At 64.0% G+C, this 16,953-nt stretch carries 12 protein-coding genes; 8 read left to right on the top strand and 4 right to left on the bottom strand.

The window, feature by feature from the left end:
- Positions 1 to 505 precede the first annotated feature (505 nt).
- On the bottom strand, positions 506 to 1,609 hold the full coding sequence (locus ABEA58_RS07785; RefSeq protein ID WP_345550330.1) for a DUF3549 family protein: 1,104 nt from the start codon (positions 1,607 to 1,609) through the stop codon (positions 506 to 508).
- Positions 1,606 to 3,096, bottom strand: a complete 1,491-nt coding sequence (gene nhaC, locus ABEA58_RS07780) for a Na+/H+ antiporter NhaC (protein WP_345550328.1) — start codon at positions 3,094 to 3,096, stop codon at positions 1,606 to 1,608. Before nhaC ends, ABEA58_RS07785 begins: the two co-directional genes overlap by 4 nt.
- Before the next feature lie 278 nt (positions 3,097 to 3,374).
- Here nhaC and ABEA58_RS07775 point away from each other — a divergent pair, with 278 nt between their 5' ends.
- The 6 genes from ABEA58_RS07775 to ABEA58_RS07750 all read left to right on the top strand — a co-directional run bounded on the left by ABEA58_RS07775 (position 3,375) and on the right by ABEA58_RS07750 (position 10,856).
- Positions 3,375 to 4,541: a 1-acyl-sn-glycerol-3-phosphate acyltransferase gene (locus ABEA58_RS07775; RefSeq protein ID WP_345550327.1), complete on the top strand. Its 1,167-nt coding sequence runs from the start codon at positions 3,375 to 3,377 to the stop codon at positions 4,539 to 4,541.
- A gap of 93 nt (positions 4,542 to 4,634) precedes the next feature.
- The gene (dinG, locus tag ABEA58_RS07770) at positions 4,635 to 6,776 is read left to right on the top strand and encodes an ATP-dependent DNA helicase DinG (protein ID WP_345550326.1); all 2,142 of its coding nucleotides are present in this window, start codon (positions 4,635 to 4,637) and stop codon (positions 6,774 to 6,776) included.
- Positions 6,777 to 6,839: 63 nt separating this feature from the next.
- Positions 6,840 to 7,163, top strand: a complete 324-nt coding sequence (locus ABEA58_RS07765) for a YqcC family protein (protein WP_345550324.1) — start codon at positions 6,840 to 6,842, stop codon at positions 7,161 to 7,163.
- 374 nt (positions 7,164 to 7,537) lie between these two features.
- Positions 7,538 to 8,236: an ATP-dependent zinc protease family protein gene (locus ABEA58_RS07760; protein ID WP_345550322.1), complete on the top strand. Its 699-nt coding sequence runs from the start codon at positions 7,538 to 7,540 to the stop codon at positions 8,234 to 8,236.
- Between the two features lie 81 nt (positions 8,237 to 8,317).
- A complete protein-coding gene (locus tag ABEA58_RS07755) occupies positions 8,318 to 9,850 on the top strand; it encodes an inactive transglutaminase family protein (protein WP_345550320.1) in 1,533 nt (510 codons plus the stop codon).
- Between the two features lie 4 nt (positions 9,851 to 9,854).
- Complete coding sequence (locus tag ABEA58_RS07750) at positions 9,855 to 10,856, top strand: alpha-L-glutamate ligase-like protein (RefSeq protein ID WP_345550319.1); 1,002 nt, start codon at positions 9,855 to 9,857, stop codon at positions 10,854 to 10,856.
- Between the two features lie 318 nt (positions 10,857 to 11,174).
- On the opposite strand, the gene ABEA58_RS07745 is transcribed toward ABEA58_RS07750, so the two are convergent.
- A complete protein-coding gene (locus ABEA58_RS07745; RefSeq protein ID WP_345550318.1) occupies positions 11,175 to 12,320 on the bottom strand; it encodes an acyl-CoA desaturase in 1,146 nt (381 codons plus the stop codon).
- 678 nt (positions 12,321 to 12,998) lie between these two features.
- Between ABEA58_RS07745 and ABEA58_RS07740 the strand changes: the two genes are divergently transcribed.
- Positions 12,999 to 15,119, top strand: coding sequence for a sensor histidine kinase (locus ABEA58_RS07740; RefSeq protein ID WP_345550316.1), 2,121 nt, complete (start codon positions 12,999 to 13,001; stop codon positions 15,117 to 15,119).
- 1 nt (position 15,120) lies between these two features.
- Here ABEA58_RS07740 and ABEA58_RS07735 read toward each other — a convergent pair whose 3' ends face one another.
- A complete protein-coding gene (locus tag ABEA58_RS07735; protein ID WP_345550314.1) occupies positions 15,121 to 15,924 on the bottom strand; it encodes an inositol monophosphatase family protein in 804 nt (267 codons plus the stop codon).
- A 206-nt stretch (positions 15,925 to 16,130) separates the two neighbouring features.
- Here ABEA58_RS07735 and trmJ point away from each other — a divergent pair, with 206 nt between their 5' ends.
- Complete coding sequence (gene trmJ, locus ABEA58_RS07730; protein ID WP_345550312.1) at positions 16,131 to 16,910, top strand: tRNA (cytosine(32)/uridine(32)-2'-O)-methyltransferase TrmJ; 780 nt, start codon at positions 16,131 to 16,133, stop codon at positions 16,908 to 16,910.
- The last annotated feature ends 43 nt before the right edge of the window (positions 16,911 to 16,953 follow it).

Below are 16,953 nucleotides of genomic sequence, written 5' to 3'. Positions count from 1 at the left end.
GTGAAATTCATCCCCTAACTCCTTTCCGTTTTTCCGTTGATGTTAGCCATTAGCTTAGCCAATAAAACGTCACCTGTTTGGTCAGCTCTGTAAAAATGCTTTCTACAAAGATACCGCCCAATGGAGTGTAATAGGCGTGCGGTTTAAATAGCTGCCAGGGGTGAACTGTGGAAAATTCCGGTGCCAGTTTGTCGCGGTGAAATACCCGGGTTAAGGGGGTTTTCTGCCAAAGCTGCTCTGCCGTGGTTGCGGGGCGTCGTGGTTTTTTTGAGGTTTTCAGCCTGGCAAAAAAAGCTCACGGAAAATATGTCCGGCTGTTGCTGTGCCCGATGGCGATGCGGCGATGCGCTGAAACGCCCGGGCGGCAGCACCTCGCCGAGTGGAAGTCAGGCCAACGATAAAGGTAGTCGCTGGCGGGCGTTTCGGTGCGGGATGCTTTTTGCCAGTGACTGGGGGAGCGCTGGACGGGGAGTTGGGTGGTGAGTTGGGCGGTTGCCAGCGGCTGTCAATGAACAGGATCGCCGCCGTGCAGAAACTTGCCAAACGCCCCGGCGACACTTTCCGGGCGCTGCGGATCTCTCACGGCGGTGAGAATGCTTGTGCGCACCGGGGCTAGATACATCAGGTCGGTGAGCAGCAGGTTGAAAGTGCTCTGGCTCTGGCTTTTGGCCAGCGACGCCAGCCATGCGCTGGTAAGGGCGCTGTCCTCCAGCTCATCGGCGCAGCGGCTGCCAATCGCTGCCAGGACTTCGCCGTCGGTAGCGGCGGCGGATTGCAGTACCTCGTTGAGGAATTGCCGCCGCAGCCCCTGGGCCACGGAGTGGGACAGCCCGCGAATCGCGGCGGTAACTTCGGCATGATTGCCCGTTTCTTCTGCCGTTTCCGCCGCCAGATTCCCGGCTATCGCGCGGCGCCCGCGCGCGGCGATGGCGCCGGCGATGCGGTGGTCGATGGTCTCGCTTTCGAGGCACTGGCACAGGCTGATAAAGACCGGTGGTGCCAGATCATTCATGCGGCGCTCCAGCAGGTCGCGGTGCTCTTGCCAGCGCGCCGCCAGATCGGCGATACCCTGTAAGGCCAGTTGCTCCCAGGCCATGTCCTGCGGGTTCTCCAGATAGGCGAGCGCGCGGGTGTAATGGCTGCTGGCGGGGCGCTTCAGCAGCAGTGAGGAGCGGGCGTGGAAGGTCGCCTGTCGTTCCGGCGCCGGCTCATACAGTAGTCCGCTGGTCTGCAGGGCCTGATCCAGTGCCTCGGCGGAGGGCTGCACCCGCTGTGACTGCCCGCCGCACCGGGGCTGGCCATTGCCGCTTGCCCGCAGGGCTTCGTCCAGTCGGCGCAGGAAGCCGTCGCGCACCGGCAGTTGCAGCTTGCCCTGTTCGTCCAAGGGCAGGCGCAGGAACCAGACGATGGGCTCGCCGCCTTCTTTGGGCCACAGCAGCAGGCCTGTCCAGGCGTGGCGCAGGTAGGGGTGCGGCCAGGGCGCGGCGCCACTCTCAAAAGCCTCGGCCTCGGCCCGGGATACGGGCCGCAGCCGGCGGCCCAGGTCGAACCAGCGCAGGTTAAAGTCGGCTTCGGCGATCAGTGCGCTCAGGGTTGCGGCGGTGCTCATGCGCTGGGGGATTCTTTTTCGGTTTTGCCGTTGGCTCCCGCAGCCAATGGCAGCTGCTTGAAGTTCAGCCAGCCATAGGCGATGGCCAGCAGCGGGCAGAGAATATTGAAGAGCGCAAACGGGGCGTAGGTAAAGGTGGCGATGCCCAGGGTGGCGGTCATGTAGGCGCCGCAGGTATTCCAGGGGATCAGCACCGAGGTGATGGTGCCGGAGTCCTCGAGGGTCCGCGACAGGTTGAGGCTGTTCAGGCCTTTTTCCCTGTAGGCATCGCGGAACATGCGCCCGGGAATGATGATGGACATGTACTGGTCGCCGGCGGCGGCGTTCATGCCGAAGCAGGTGAGCACGGTGGTGCTGATCAGGCCGCCCACGCTTTTGACGCGAGACAGGGTCCAGCCGACGATCCGCTCGAGGAAACCGGCGCGCTCCATGGCGCCGCCAAAGGCCATGGCGGATACGATCAGCCAGACGGTGTTGAGCATGCTGCTCATGCCGCCCTTTGACAGCAGTTCGGCGACGTTCTCATTGCTGGACGTGGACTTGTAGCCGTCGAAGAGGCTGTACCAGGCGCCCTTGATACCGGCCAGCGCCCCGTCATCGCCGCCCAGGCGACGGGCGGTTTCCGGCTCGAACACCAGCGCGATAAGGCAGCCCACCAGGGCGCCGATGATCAGGGTGGGGTAGGCGGGAATCTTGCGCCAGGCCATAAACAGCAGCAGAGCCAGCGGCAGCAGGCTGACCAGGGAAATATTGAACTCCTCCCGCAGCGCGTCCAGCAGCGCCTGGATATCGGCAGCGGAGGCGTTGCCGGTGTCCGCCGCGAGGCCGAACGCCGCGAACGCCACCAGGGCGATCAGGAAGGCCGGCATGGTGGTCCAGAGCATGTGGCGGATATGCAGGAACAGGTCGTTGGATGTCACCGCCGCGGCGACGTTGGTGGTGTCCGACAGCGGGGACATTTTGTCGCCGAAGTAGGCGCCGGAGATGATGGCGCCGGCGGTGATCGCCGGGGACAGTCCCAGTGCGGCGGCGATGCCCATCAGGGCGACCCCCAGGGTGCCGGCGGTGGTCCAGCTGGAACCGATACTGAGGCCGACCACGGCGCAGATGATGCAGCTGGCGGCGTAGAACCACTGCGGAGACAGCACCTGTACGCCGTAATAAATCATCGAGGGTACCGTGCCGGCGAGAATCCAGCTGCCGATCAGGGCGCCCACCGCCAGCAGGATCAGGATGGCGCCGAACACCAGGCCGATACCGTGCAGCATGCCGGCTTCCATATCATCCCAGCTGCGGCCGTTCTTCATGCCCATCAGCGCGGCGACGCCGGCACACAGCAGCAGGGCGATCTGGTTGGGGCCGTAGGAGGAGTCGGCGCCGTAAAAGTAGACCGACAGTGAAAGCAGGGCGATGAGTATGCCGAGGGGGAACAGGGAGTCCCCGAGGCTGGGTTTGCGGTGCTGGATAGTGGTATCTGGCTGGCTCAAGCTGTACTCCTGCTCTGATGGCGCCCGGCGCGCTCGTTATGATCGTTGTCGCTTTCGAACGCGGTGAAGCGGGGTATTCTCCCGGCTGCGTCGCCGGCTGTCCACATCAGCGGTGTGCGCTGGGGGCTGGCAGTTCCGCGGCGCTTCCGGTATGTTCTGCGCCGGCGCGGCCTCCGGGCCGCCATTGCGTGCCGCCCGCCTCCCCGGACGGTAGGACCAGATAAGAACAAGCCCAGAGTGCTGGTCAACAGCGCCACAGCAGGCAGGTAAGTGATGCCATGAGAGCAAGTGAGTTGGATCCCGCCCAGTTCGAGGACATTCGCCCGTACCGCGACGACGAGGTACGCGAGGCCCTCGACCGTATGATAGCGGACCCGGAGATGTCCCACGCCGCCGCCCATTTCCTGGTGCCGAAACTGGCCAAGCTGGAGGGGCCTGTGGCCTGGCTGGTGCGCCAGTTCCTGCGCTTTGAGTTCCGCAAGGCCCGCACCGTGCGCGACGTGCAGGATGTGGTGTCCAAGTATATGGATATGGTGGTCAGCCGCACCAGCAGCGGCCTCACCATTTCCGGCCTGGATACCCTGCCCAAGGACCGCGCCTGCCTGTTTGTCAGCAACCACCGCGATATCGCCATGGACCCGGCGCTCACCATCCTCTCCATGTACAAGGAGGGGCATGAGACCGCCCGCATCGCCATCGGCGACAACCTGCTCAGCAAGCAGTTCGCCACCGATATCATGAAGCTGAACAAGTGCTTCACGGTCAAGCGCCAGTCCAGCAGCCGGCGCGAGAAGCTCGAGTCGGCCACCAAGCTGTCCAACTATATCTACCACTCGGTGGTCAACGACAACGAGCATGTGTGGATCGCGCAGCGCGCGGGGCGCGCGAAGGATGGCCTGGACCGCACCAACCCTGCGCTCTGCGCCATGTTCGCGATGACCAAGGACAAGGAGACGCCGTTCGCCGAGTTCTGGCGCAAGCTGCATATCGTGCCCCTGTCCATCTCCTATGAATGGGACCCCTGCGACATGCTGAAGGCGCGACAGATTTATTATGAGAGCCACGACAGCTACAAAAAGGCCCAGCACGAGGATCTCAAGTCCATCGCCAAGGGCGTGGTCGGCCAGAAAGGGCATGTGCATGCGGCCTTCGGTACCCCGATCGAGGGAGATTACTCCGACGTGACCGCCATCGCCGAGGAGATCGATCGCCAGATTATCGGCAACTACGTGCTGCACCCCACCAACCTGATTGCCTACCAGATGATTTACGGTGAGGCGCCGGACCTGCCGGTTTCCTGGCCGCCGCGCGAGTGGCACCCCGACGAGCACGAGGAGATCCGCCAGCAGTTCGAAGAGCGCATGGCGGCGATCGACGAGCGCTGGCGCCAGCAGGCGATTCAGTCCTACGCCAATCCGGTCGTCTCCAAGCTGGCCTACAAGTAAGCCCCGCCGATTCCCGCATCGAAACGCGCGGTGGTAGCCCCCAATCGGTTACCATTGCGCGTTTCCTGTTTCACAACCCTGCCGGCGTCCTCAGTGCTAAGCGATCAACACAAAAAGTCCATCCAGTCCGCCTACAGCCAGTTTCTGGCCGGCCGCTCTCTGCAGGCCCGCTATGGCCAGAAACTGATGGTGGCCGCCATCGCCCGCACCCTGGGCGGCATTGCCAGCGACGGCGCCGGCGAGCGCGACCGGGAAAAGACCGACGGCGAGCATATCTGTGTGGTGGAAGCCGGCACCGGCACCGGCAAGACCGTGGCCTACCTGCTGGCCTCCATTCCCCTCGCCCAGGCCCATGACAAGACTCTGGTGGTGTCCACCGCCACAGTGGCCCTGCAGGAACAGATCATTCACAAGGACCTGCCGGAAGTGGCGCGGCACAGCGGGCTGGAGTTCGATTTCAGCCTGGCCAAGGGCCGCGGCCGCTACCTGTGCCTGAGCAAGCTCGATCAGCTGCTGTCGGGCTTCAGCGAGAGCGGTATCGGCGCCAGCATGAGCCTGTACCCGGATGAGTTGCCCCAGCAGGTGGGCGAGGGCAGCGTCAAACTCTACCGCGAGATGGCCGACAAGCTGGCCATGGGCAGCTGGGATGGCGACCGCGACAACTGGATCGACACCATCGAGGTGGAGGACTGGGGCCGGGTCACCACCGATCACCGCCAGTGCAGCGGCCGCCGCTGCCCCCACGTGACCAATTGCAGTTTCTTCCGCGCCCGCGAGAGCTTGGGCAAGACCCGGGTGATTGTCGCCAACCACGACCTGTTGCTGGCGGACCTGGCCCTGGGGGGCGGCGCTATCCTGCCGGCGCCGGAAGATGCCATCTACGTTCTCGACGAGGCCCACCACCTGCCCGACAAGGCCCTCAGCCACTTCTCCCATCACAGCCGGGTGGGCGCCTCCACCGGCTGGCTCGACCAGGCCAACAAAAACCTGGGGCAGATGCTGGGGGAGATCGGGGATGGCGCCGAGATCGATCGCTGTGGCGAGCAGTTGCCAGCGGTGCTGACTTCCGCCAAGCAGGGCCTGGAGCAGATGTGGCCGCTGATCGAAGACCTGTGTGAATTCGAGGATGAGCGCGGCAACACCGTCCGTCACCGCTTCGAGGGCGGCGTGGTACCCGAGTCGCTGATGCAGCTGGCGGAGAAGCTGCGGGAAGATTTCGATGAGCTCGAGGCGCTGCTGGGCAAGATGCTGCAGGCGGCCCAGCGGTTGCTGGATGACCCCCACTCGCCGGTGCCGGCGGTGGACCTTGAGCGCTGGTACCCGCTGCTGGGCAGCTGGTATGGCCGCGCCGAGGCGAACCTGCAGTTGTGGGCCAACTATGCGCGCCCCGATGCCGAGGGCGCGCTGCCCCAGGCCCGCTGGGTGACGCTGGTGGAGCGGGGTGGCTCCACCGATTTCGAGGTGTGCTGCTCGCCGATCCTGGCCGGTAAAACCCTTGAGTACAGTCTCTGGCGGCGCTGTTTCGGCGCCGTGCTGACCTCGGCCACGCTGACCGCGCTGGGCAATTTCGAGCGTCTCAAGATGCGCGCCGGCACGCCCGACAATGCCAGCTATCAGGTGGTGCCGAGCCCGTTCGACTTTTCCCGGGCCAAACTGCAGGTGCCCGCCTGCGCGGTGGATGCCGGCAATGCCGATGCCCACACCGACGCGGTGATCGAAGCGCTGCCCGGTTTGCTGGACGGCGAGGGCGGTTCCTTGGTGCTCTTTTCCTCGCGGCGGCAGATGGAAACCGTGTACGAGTCGCTGCCGGGGACCTGGCGCAACCGCATCCTGGTGCAGGGACAGCAGTCCCGGCAGCGGTTGCTGGAATTACACCGTGAAGCGGTGGACGCCGGCGGGCGCAGCGTGCTGTTCGGTCTTGCCAGTTTCGCCGAGGGGCTCGACCTGCCCGGGGATTACTGTCGCCATGTGGTGATCGCCAAGCTGCCCTTCGCCGTGCCGGACGATCCCATCGAGGCGGCGCTGGCGGAGTGGATCGAGGCCCGTGGCGGCAACCCGTTTATGCAGATCACGGTGCCGGATGCGGCGCTCAAGCTGGTGCAGGCCTGTGGCCGCCTGCTGCGCACGGAAAGCGACGAGGGCACGGTGACCCTGCTGGATCGCCGCGTGGTGACCCGGCGTTACGGCCGGGCCATTCTCGATTCGCTGCCGCCCTTCACGCGCCATATCGTATAGGCAGGGCGGAATAGTCTTGGCCAAGAATGTAGGCGCGGGGCCGGCCCCCGCATGGAGTGGTTGATGCAATCGATTTATCTGGACGTGGCAGACCAGCTGCTGCAGCTCGAAACGGAGCTTCGCCGCCGGGACCTGTGGCAGGCGGAGCCCCCGAGCGCGGAGGCGCTGGCGAGCACCGAGCCATTCTGTGTCGATACCCTGACTCTGCCGCAGTGGCTGCAGTTCGTCTTCCTGCCGCGCATGAGCCAGCTGATCGAACTGGAGCAGCCGCTGCCCCGCGAGTGCGGCATCGCCCCCATCGCCGAGGAATTCTTCCGTAATAGCCAAGGCACGGAATCACTGATCAGCCTGCTGGCGAATATCGACACCCGTCTGCGGCAGGGCTGAAGCCCGCTACTGGCCAGCCCCGCCGCGCAGTTTCGCGATTTATTTCCGCGACTCAGACCTGCGGTTCAAACTGGCGGCTCAGTACCGCGGCTCAGTACCGCGACCTATTCCCGCGATTGGACTCACTGCCCGGTGCCGCAGCCGGAACCCGTGGGCAATCCCTGGTTCCGGCTGCGCACTCAAAAAAATGGGGCGGGGCGAATTGGTGACGATAACTGCGTGCTTGGTCGCTGTTCAGCCACCCTGTGAATGCGATAATATCCGCCCTTTTGGCCAAACGGAGACGGGACCCCTCCGGTGTTGGAAACCAGCACGGAAAGCCAGGTTGCCATGAGCGCACAGGACGGCTTGAGGGCCCAAGGTAGTTAATAAGAATGCGGACTTCTCCCCTAGTGTTACTGCTGCTCGTTCCGCTGCTTGGCGGCTGCGGGGCGCTGCACTTTCCCTGGCAGACATCGACTCAGGCGGGCACCGGCACGCCGACCGAAAACGCGGCATCCATGGATGCACCGCAACAGTGCCCGCCCGTAGAAGAGGCGGTATGCACTGAGCCCCAGGTGAAAATCGTCGAGCGGGTGATTGAGCGAACCCTGGAAAAGGTCGTCGAAGTGCCCGTTGCCGAGGACAAGCTGGTGCTGGGCAGTGTCGAGGTGGTGGCCATCGAACCCGCCGGCCTGCTGCTGGAATCACTGATCGATACCGGCGCACCCACCTCCTCCCTGAGCGTCAGCGAGTTGACACCCTTCGAGCGCGACGGCAAGGAATGGGTACGCTTTAAGGTTGCCGCCGGCAATGACCGGGGCCCCGTGCAGAACCCTGTCACCCTGGAGCTGCCGGTGAAACGCTACGTGCGCGTGGCCAGGCCCGGTTTTGGTGCCCAGCGGCGGCCGGTGGTGATGATGAGCCTCACCCTCGGCGAGGTGACCCATATGGTGGAGGTGAACCTGACCGACCGCAGCAGCCTTAACTACCGCCTGCTGGTGGGGCGCAATTACCTCAAGGATGCGGCCGTGGTGGATGTCAGCCGCCGCCGGGTACAGGGGCAGCCGCGGCCAGCTCAGCCCAACTATTAACAACCATAGATAATCCTAACGGCCACAGATAATCGCGGGTGACGGGTTCAGTCCTCCCCGCCTGCAAACGGGGACTGGCGAATGTCGCCACGCGCTCAGGTTTATATTCTTGCCGCGCTGCTCACAGTTATGGGCGCCGGCCTGACCATCTATAAAAATCGTGAACTGGGCTTCCCGCTGTTGCCGGGGGAGTACCGCACCGTCTGGACCATCGAGGCCAAGGTGCGCTTTACCGCGGACGGCGGCCCGGTGAAAGCGGCCCTGACCCTGCCGCGCGCGCAGCGCAATATGCAAGTGCTGGGGGAGACCTTCAGCTCCTCCGGCTTCGGTTTCAATATTGTCCGCGATGATGACGAGTACCGCGCGGTTTGGTCGCGCCGCTCCGCCAGTGGCAACCAAACCCTCTTCTACCAGCTGGATGTGCACCAGACACCGGGCGCGCCTCTTGAACAGCCGCTGGCGCTCAGTACCGAGGTGGCGCCGCCGTTCCTCGGCGCCCGCGAGCAGGAGGCTGTGCGACAGGCCATTTACAGCCTGGTGGACACTGCCCGGGACCGCTCCTCCGATACCAAAACCTTTGCCGCACAGCTGCTGATCGCCCTCAACGATCCGCGCAACCAGGATCGCAACCTGATTTTCAGCCACTACAAAAACCGCTCCCTGGTGGATGTGGCGCTTATCGTCCTGGCGGCGGCGGAGATCCCCGCCCACCGTATCCGCGGGCTTTATCTCGAGGATGATCGCCGCCGTCTCGACCCGGAAGACCTGCTGGAAGTCTACGACGGTCGCCGCTGGGTGGTGTTCGAGCCCAATACCGGCAACCCCGGGGTGCCGCCGAACTTTTTTATCTGGCAGCGCGGCGGCAAGAGCCTTCTCGATGTGGAGGGGGGGCGCAATTCCCGCGTCACCTTCTCGGTGATCTCCAACGACGTGCCGGCCCGGGACGTGGCCATGTTGAGCACCAGCAATGAAAAAGAGGCACTGGTGGATTTTTCCATCTACAGCCTGCCCATTGAGCAGCAGAGTATTTTCAAGCTGATTCTGCTGGTGCCGGTGGGCACTTTGGTGGTGGTGCTGCTGCGGGTGTTTGTGGGGCTGCGCACTTCGGGCACGTTTATGCCGGTGCTGCTGGCCATTGCCTTTATCGAGACCCGTCTCTTCACCGGCCTGGCGATCTTTGTGCTGATCCTGGTGCTGGGGCTTTGGGTGCGCTTTTACCTCAGCCGGCTCAACCTGTTGCTGGTGGCGAGAATCGCCGCCGTGGTGGTGACGGTGGTGATACTGATGGGGGTCATCAGTGTCGTGAGTTATAAGCTCGGCATCGAGCAGGCCCTGACGGTGACCTTCTTCCCGATGATTATTCTCGCCTGGACCATCGAGCGCATGTCGATCGTGTGGGAGGAGGACGGCCCCTACGAGGTGGTGGTGCAGGCGGGCGGCAGTCTGCTGGTGGCCGTGCTGGCGTGGTGGGTGATGACCAACCGTTTCGTCGAGCACTGGACCTTCAACTTCCCGGAACTGCTGCTGGTATTACTCGGCTTTATCCTGATCGTGGGTAACTACACCGGCTACCGCCTCGGTGAACTGATGCGTTTCCGCCAGCTGGTGCGCTAGGGCGATGGGGCGCTTTAATTTACGCCAGCTTGTCGCCCGCTTGCGGGGAGGCTTTGTCTCCCCGTTCGCGCTGCGTCGTCTGGGCGTGTTGGGCATGAATGCCCGCAATGTTCAGTACATCGCCCGCTATAACGATCGCGACCGCTACCCCATCGTTGATGACAAGCTGAACACCAAGCGCTGTGCCAGGCGGCACGGCATCCCGGTGCCGGAACTGATCGCCGCTTTTGAAAGTCAGCCGAGCCGGCGCCGCGTTATGGAAGTGATCGAGCCGCTGTGGCAGTTCGTGATCAAGCCGGCACGGGGTTCCGGGGGCAAGGGCATTCTGGTGGTGGTTGGCCGCGAGGGGGATAACTACCTCAAGCCCTCCGGGGCGGCGGTGAGCCGCGAGGATGTGCTGCGCCATGTGAGTAACATCCACAGCGGCCTCTACAGCCTGGGGGGTAAACCGGACCGGGTTATGATCGAGGCACTGGTGGATTTCGACCCGGTATTCGACCGGTATTCCTTTGAGGGCGTGCCGGATGTCCGCGTGATCGTATTCCGCGGCTTTCCGGTGATGGCGATGCTGCGCTGCTCCACGCACTCCTCCGACGGCAAGGCGAACCTTCACCAGGGTGCAGTGGGTGTCGGCATCGACCTGGCCACCGGCAAGAGCTGTCACGCCGTGCAGCGCGGGCTGCGCATCGCCCGCCACCCGGATACGGAAATGCCTTTCGATGAGCTGGTGGTGCCCGGCTGGCGCGATCTGCTGCGCCTGGCGTCACGGTGCTACGAGATGACCGGGCTGGGTTATCTCGGTTGCGATATCGTGCTCGATCGCCGCCGCGGGCCGCTGCTGCTGGAAGCCAATGCGCGCCCCGGTCTGGCGATTCAGCTGGCCAATGGCGTGGGCTTGCGCACCCGCCTGCGGCATATCGAGGCTCTGGATATGGAGCAGCTGGAAAGGTCGGTGGAGGCGCGGGTGGATTACGCCATGAACGCCTTTGCCGCAGTGCCCGCTTAGTCCAGCGTAGAGCCTGAGCGCGCAGTCGCGATGGCAATCAGTAAACCGGGGGTGAGCTGACGGTGTGTCCGGCTGCGACTGTCGCGGTTATTGCGTTTATTGTTGAGGAAAAGTCGCTGGCGATGGGGTTGCTGAAATAGGCTTGCCGGGGATGGAATCGCCGAAAAGACAAGCGCTGGCGTGAAAAAACGATAAGAGCGATATGTGAGACCTGAGAGGTTTGAGAGATTTGAGAGATTTGAGAGATTTGAGAGATTTGAGAGGTAAAAAAGGCGAGCCACATGGCTCGCCTTTTTATTGTGCCCTGTGCAGCCTGGATCAGGCAGCGGGGGCCGGGGACTGATGGAACTGGTCCATCATGATGGCGAGGCGCTTGCGCTGCATCTTGAGGCTGTATTCCAGCTCCTTGACCCGGGTGCGGATCGCTGCGCTCTCCCACTTGGCCAGCAGTCGCTCGCGGGCATTCTCGTAGCGGCGGGACTGGAGTTCTTTCCACTCGCCCAGCGCGGCGGAGAACTGCTGAGCCTCCTGCTCCAGCAGCTTGCGCCAGCCATCCCTGTGGCTGGACTGCTGCAGCTTCTGTTCGGCGCGCTTGAACTGCATGTCCAGCATGGCGCGCTGGATGCGCATGGCGGGAACCGTCTTCAGGTTGCGGGCCAGCCCCACCCAGCTTGCGGTCTTGATCAGCCACTTGGTCGGGTCCCACTGGTACCAGCGGATGCCGTTGCGGTAGTCGGTCTGGAAGATGTGGTGGTAGTTGTGATAACCCTCGCCAAAGGTGAAGAACGCCAGCAGGTCGTTGTCGCGGGCGGTGTTCTCGTCGGTGTAGGGGCGGCGACCCCAGATATGGGCCAGCGAATTGATAAAGAAAGTGGTGTGGTGGTTGACCACGATGCGCAGTACGCCGGCCAGCAGCATCATGCCGATGATATCTCCGCTCCAGATGCCCAGCAGCAGCGGCAGACCGATATTCATGGTCAGGGTGATCGCCAGGTAGTGGTTGTGCTGGAACATCACGATCTTGTCGCGCTGCAGGTCCTTCGCATTGTCGAAGTCCACCTTGCCGCTGGGATAGTCCCGCAGCATCCAGCCGATATGGGAGAACCAGAAACCGCGCTTGGCGGAGTAGGGGTCGTGATCATTGTCGTCCACGTGCCGGTGGTGGCGACGGTGGCCGGAGGACCAGACCAGGATGGAATTCTGCAGCGACGCCGCGCCAAACAGGGCGAACAGCCAGCGCAGAGACCAGTGCGCCTCGTAAGTGCGGTGCGACCAAAGGCGGTGGTAGCCGGCGGTGATGGACAGGCCGCACAGGGCGCCGTAAACGGCGAATGCGGCCCATGCCTGCCACTGGAAGCCATGCACTATGCCGTACAGCGGTACCAGCACGAGTGCCACGAGGGCGGTGGCGGCAAATAAGATGGTGGTGACCCAGATTCTCGGGGCCTCGGAGACTGTCTTCATTTTACGACCTTTGTTATGCGTTGCAGCGGTCAGGAGCCACTCGTGTAAACGTACCGGCTTTGTACCGGTGTCCTGCGCGAGTCTTTCGCTGCTGGGCTGATCCTAACCGATCGGCATGAGTATGGCACCCCCGTGCCGGAATGGTTAGCACTGAGTTTGCATTTTTGGTCACGAATGCGAGGTTTTGGTGCGCAACATCACAAGGCTGTACCGGTTTGGATCATCAGGCCGGCCGGTGGCGATGGCAAAGCCCGATTTTGCCGGGCGGGTTGGTGGGAAGCCGCGGCGGGCGCCCGGTATTGCTTGTGTCCAGCAAACTTGGCATGGCTGTTGCTAATACCAGAGTGTGGGCCGCGAGGCCCGCGCTCCGGGAATCCCCCGCGGGGTTTATGACGGCGAGCCGGCCGAGTGCCGGCGAACAGTTTACAACACTGCGTGACATCCCGTTTTCTCTCATCATCGCTGATTCAGGCCCCGCATTGCGGGGCCTTTTTTTTGCCTCCGTATCCGGCTCCGGCCCGAGCGCTGCGCCCTGCAGTTTCCGCTCTTTAACCCGGTGTCGGGGCGCGGGCGCCTCTAGGCACTTTTCCCCGCGGCGGATTAGTGCTTCACTTGACCCCAAAAGGCAATTGCCGGCTCGCTGACCAGCCCGGCTCAATAACAAGAAAAGTGGTGCCTGTGTCTGAGCTCTCTCCCGATCAAGCCTCCCGGGCCGCCCCGCAGCTGGCCGCTCTGGATGAACTGGAAAACCTGGATGCACCGGCGTTGCGCAAGCAGGTGCATTACCTGCAGCGGTTACTGCTGGATGTGGACTCCGGGTACTTTGAATGGCATCCGCAGTCGGGTCTCTGTCGCGCCGAGGGCGCCCTCTGGTCCTCCTTTGCCGCGCAGCCCGAAGAGGCCCTCGCGGGTCTGTTCTCCAGCGACAGTTTGGCGCTGGTGCATTCCGATGACCGGGACCGGCTGCGCAGCGTGCGCGCTCGACTCGACGAGTCCGGCGCCCTTGCCGATGCCACCTTCCGCGCCTACGACAGCCTCGGCCGCCTTCGCTGGCTGCGCATCTGGGCGCGCTCCTTTGTGGCGGAAGACCGCCAACAAGAGGGCCGCGCACTGGAGCGCGAGGCAGGGGATCGCGAGGCAGGGGATCGCGAGGCAGACAGCAGCCAGATAGAGGGCGGCGAGGGGCGCGGGCGCACCGACAAACCGGCGCTCTTCGTCGTGGGTGGCTGCGCGGACTATACGGCCTCCCTGGCGGGGCGCGACACCAGTCTTCCCACGGACCGCGCGCTGCAGGCGCTGGCGGGCGTCGGTGACGGCCTCTGGGAGTGGGATCTGCGTGCGGACGAGGTGCTGCTGGACGACGCCTGCTGGGCATTGATCGGGTTTGCCCCCGGCACCGTTGATGTGGACGCCCGCAGTGCACTGTCGCTGTGGAAGCGGCGCATATTGCCGGAGGATTACGAGCGCGCCGCCCAGGCGGTGCAGGATCACCTGCTCGAACGCATCCCCCTGGATGTGGAGTTGCGCCTCTGGCACCGGGATGGCGGTGTGGTCTGGCTGCGCAGTCGCGGGCAGGTGCAATACAGCGCCAAGGGGGTGCCTGTCAGGGTGCTCGGCACGCTTCAGGATGTCACCGGCGCACGCGAGGCGTTCTCCCGGGTGGAGCGGGAGCTGCAGAGGCTGCGCAGCGAAAATGCGCATCGGGCGGGCCTGCTGTTCAGCCTCAGCCATGAGCTGCGCACCCCGCTCAACGCGATTCTCGGTTACAGCCAGATGGTGGAGCTGGATCCGACCCTCAACACGGATCAGCGCAAGCGGCTGATGGAAATTCGCCGCGCCGGGCAGCACCTTCTGCACCTGGTGGGCGATGTACTGGAACTGGCGCGTATCGATAGCGACCGCCTGGTGCCGGCGATGGAGTCGGTGCAGCCGGCGAGCCTCGTCAGTGATTGCAAGCGCCTGCTGGAGCCTCTCGCCGAGACCCGCAAGGTCTCGCTGATTTTCGAACCCCTCGGCTGGGAGTCGGCGTTTATCCGTGTCGACCCCGTGCGCTTCAAGCAGGTGGTGCTGAATCTGGCCGGCAACGCGGTGAAGTACAACTGCGAGGGCGGCCGGGTGGTGATGAATTTTGCGCCGCAGTCGGAGGGGTGGCTGCGCCTATCCATCCTCGATACCGGCAAAGGGATTCCCGAGGAGCGGCGCGCGGAGGTATTCGAGCCGTTCAACCGGCTCGGCGCTGAAAAGAGTCAGATTGAGGGTACCGGTGTCGGTCTGGCGATCGCCAAGCGCCTGACGGAGGCGATGGGCGGGCGCATCGATTTTGACAGCCACGAGGATCAGGGCTCGGTGTTCTGGATCGAGTTTCCCCTCATCGATGCCCCGGAGAACGTGATGAAGCTGCGGTCGGAGCCGGACGAGGAGCTCTCCTTCACCCTCCCCAAGTGCTGTCTGCTGCAGGTGGAGAGCCGCCCCGCGGCGGTGGCGCGATTGCGCGGCGTGCTGGCGGATGCGCCGCAGGTAAAACTTCAGGTGGTGGCGGACGCTGTGGAGGCGATCTTTGTCGCCCGCAGCCGCGAGGTGGACGCGGTGCTGTTTGATGGCGATTTGCCGGGGCTGTCCGCTGCCGGTCTGGCGGAGGTTTTTGCCGGAGACCCGCGCACAGCCGCTATCCGGCTGCTCGAGGTGGGCGGTGGCAGCGGCGGTTCGGTTGATGCAACGCTGCCGGAAGAGTATGGCCCGGCCGACCTGTGCCGGGCGCTGGAGGCGGCGGGCATTGTCGCCCGCGAGGTCGAGGATTAGGTCAGCGGATGCCGCCGAGGTTCTTGCCGACGATCTGCAGCAGCGGCTTGAAGACTTTCGGCGAGCCGCAGACCAGGTTGCCGGAATCCAGATAGCCCTCGCCGCCGCGGAAGTCGCTGATCAGGCCACCGGCTTCCCGCACCAGCAGTGCGCCGGCGGCGATATCCCACTCGTTCAGGTACATTTCCCAGAACCCGTCGAAGCGGCCCGCGGCCACGTAGGCCAGGTCCAGGGCGGCGGCGCCGGGGCGGCGAATGCCGGCGGTCTGCCCGGCGATCTCCTTCAGGGCCGCGAGGTAGGGGTCGATGTTTTCCAGAGCCGGGCCGTTGAACGGAATTCCGGTGCCGATCAACGCGCCGCGCAGCCCCTGGCGGGGGGAGACGCGAATCCGGCGGCCATTGAGTGCCGCGCCGCGACCGCGACTGGCGGTAAATTCTTCACGCTTGATGGGGTCGAGAACCACGGCGTGCTCGATGCGGCCGCGATAGCGGCAGGCAATGGAGATGCAGAACTGCGGTACGCCGTGGATAAAGTTGGTGGTGCCGTCGAGCGGATCGATAATCCACTCGTAGTCCGGCTCGGCGCCTTCCTGGATACCGCTCTCTTCGGCGCGGATGCTGTGCTTGGGGAAGGCTTTGCGCAGGTGATAGATAATCTCCTGCTCGCTGGCCCGATCCACTTCAGTGACGAAATCGTTGCGACCCTTCTCTTCGAGTCTGGTCAGGTCGCTCCGCTCCCAGGACCGCTCGATCAATTCTCCAGCCTTGCGCGCCGCGCGCAGGGCAATATTCAGCATGGGTTCCATAACTAAGTCCGCACTGTGTGGTTTCGGGGTTAAAAAGCGGGAGGCGCAGAGTCCTCCGGGGCCGGGCTTGCCGGGTGCGGCGGATTGTAGGGATTCCTGTGCAATTTTGCTACACTCGCGCGCCGTTCCAGGTAGGCAAAGTTTAGGGTGGGTGTGCGCGGCATATCCACCGGCCACAACCGGTAACCGCAACCCGAAACAGCAAGATGGCTCAGTCCCCCATGTCCGCTCTCGACAATATCCGCATAGTGCTGGTGAACAGCGCCCATCCCGGCAACATCGGTGGCGCCGCCCGCGCCCTCAAGAATATGGGCCTGAGCCAGCTCTATTTGGTGGCGCCGCGGGAGTTTCCCGCCGCCAATGCCATCTGGCGCGCCGCCGGCGCCGCCGACCTTCTGGAGACCGCCGTGGTGGTGGATACCCTGGAAGATGCCGTGGCCGACTGTGGCCTGGTGGTGGCCACCAGCGCCCGCGAGCGCCGTATACCCTGGCCCCTGCTGACGCCGCGGGAGTGCGGGCAGCGGGCGATTGCCGAGGCGCCCACTCATCCGGTGGCGCTGGTATTTGGCCGCGAGGATCGCGGCCTGACCAATGAAGAACTGCAGGCGTGCAATTTTCATGTCCATATTCCGGCCAATCCGGAATACAGCTCCCTCAACCTCGCCACCGCGGTGCAGGTGCTGGCCTATGAGGTGCGCATGGCGGCGCTGGAGGCCGAGCAGGGCGCGCCCATCAGCTATGCCGACTGGGACCGGCCGCCGGCCAAGGCCAGTGATATGGAACTCTATTTCGAGCACCTGCAGCAGGCGCTGGGGGAGTTGGGCTTTATCGACCCGGACAACCCCCGCCAGACTATGACTCGCCTGCGCAGACTGTTCAGCCGTGTGCGCCCCGATGACATGGAGCTGGGTATTCTGCGCGGCATGCTGACCGCCATTCAGAACTATATTCACCGCACCGGTGGCAGAGGGCGGCCAGATTCCTGAGATGTCCGCTAATACCTGAGTAGACTGCCCGGGTATATACTTG

It is taken from the genome of Microbulbifer aestuariivivens (genome assembly GCF_039545115.1).
GTDB classification, from domain to species: domain Bacteria; phylum Pseudomonadota; class Gammaproteobacteria; order Pseudomonadales; family Cellvibrionaceae; genus Microbulbifer; species Microbulbifer aestuariivivens.
Note: the sequence above shows the minus strand (reverse complement) of the source record. Positions and strands in the feature narration are given on the sequence as shown.

Bases quoted from the DNA above. Each gene is read 5' to 3' on its own strand.
- ABEA58_RS07785 (WP_345550330.1), bottom strand. From the start codon at position 1,609: ATGAGCACCGCCGCAACCCTGAGCGCACTGATCGCCGAAGCCGACTTT.
- ABEA58_RS07775 (WP_345550327.1), top strand. From the start codon at position 3,375: ATGAGAGCAAGTGAGTTGGATCCCGCCCAGTTCGAGGACATTCGCCCG.
- ABEA58_RS07765 (WP_345550324.1), top strand. From the start codon at position 6,840: ATGCAATCGATTTATCTGGACGTGGCAGACCAGCTGCTGCAGCTCGAA.
- ABEA58_RS07760 (WP_345550322.1), top strand. From the start codon at position 7,538: ATGCGGACTTCTCCCCTAGTGTTACTGCTGCTCGTTCCGCTGCTTGGC.
- ABEA58_RS07755 (WP_345550320.1), top strand. From the start codon at position 8,318: ATGTCGCCACGCGCTCAGGTTTATATTCTTGCCGCGCTGCTCACAGTT.
- ABEA58_RS07750 (WP_345550319.1), top strand. From the start codon at position 9,855: ATGGGGCGCTTTAATTTACGCCAGCTTGTCGCCCGCTTGCGGGGAGGC.
- ABEA58_RS07745 (WP_345550318.1), bottom strand. From the start codon at position 12,320: ATGAAGACAGTCTCCGAGGCCCCGAGAATCTGGGTCACCACCATCTTA.
- ABEA58_RS07735 (WP_345550314.1), bottom strand. From the start codon at position 15,924: ATGGAACCCATGCTGAATATTGCCCTGCGCGCGGCGCGCAAGGCTGGA.
- trmJ (WP_345550312.1), top strand. From the start codon at position 16,131: ATGGCTCAGTCCCCCATGTCCGCTCTCGACAATATCCGCATAGTGCTG.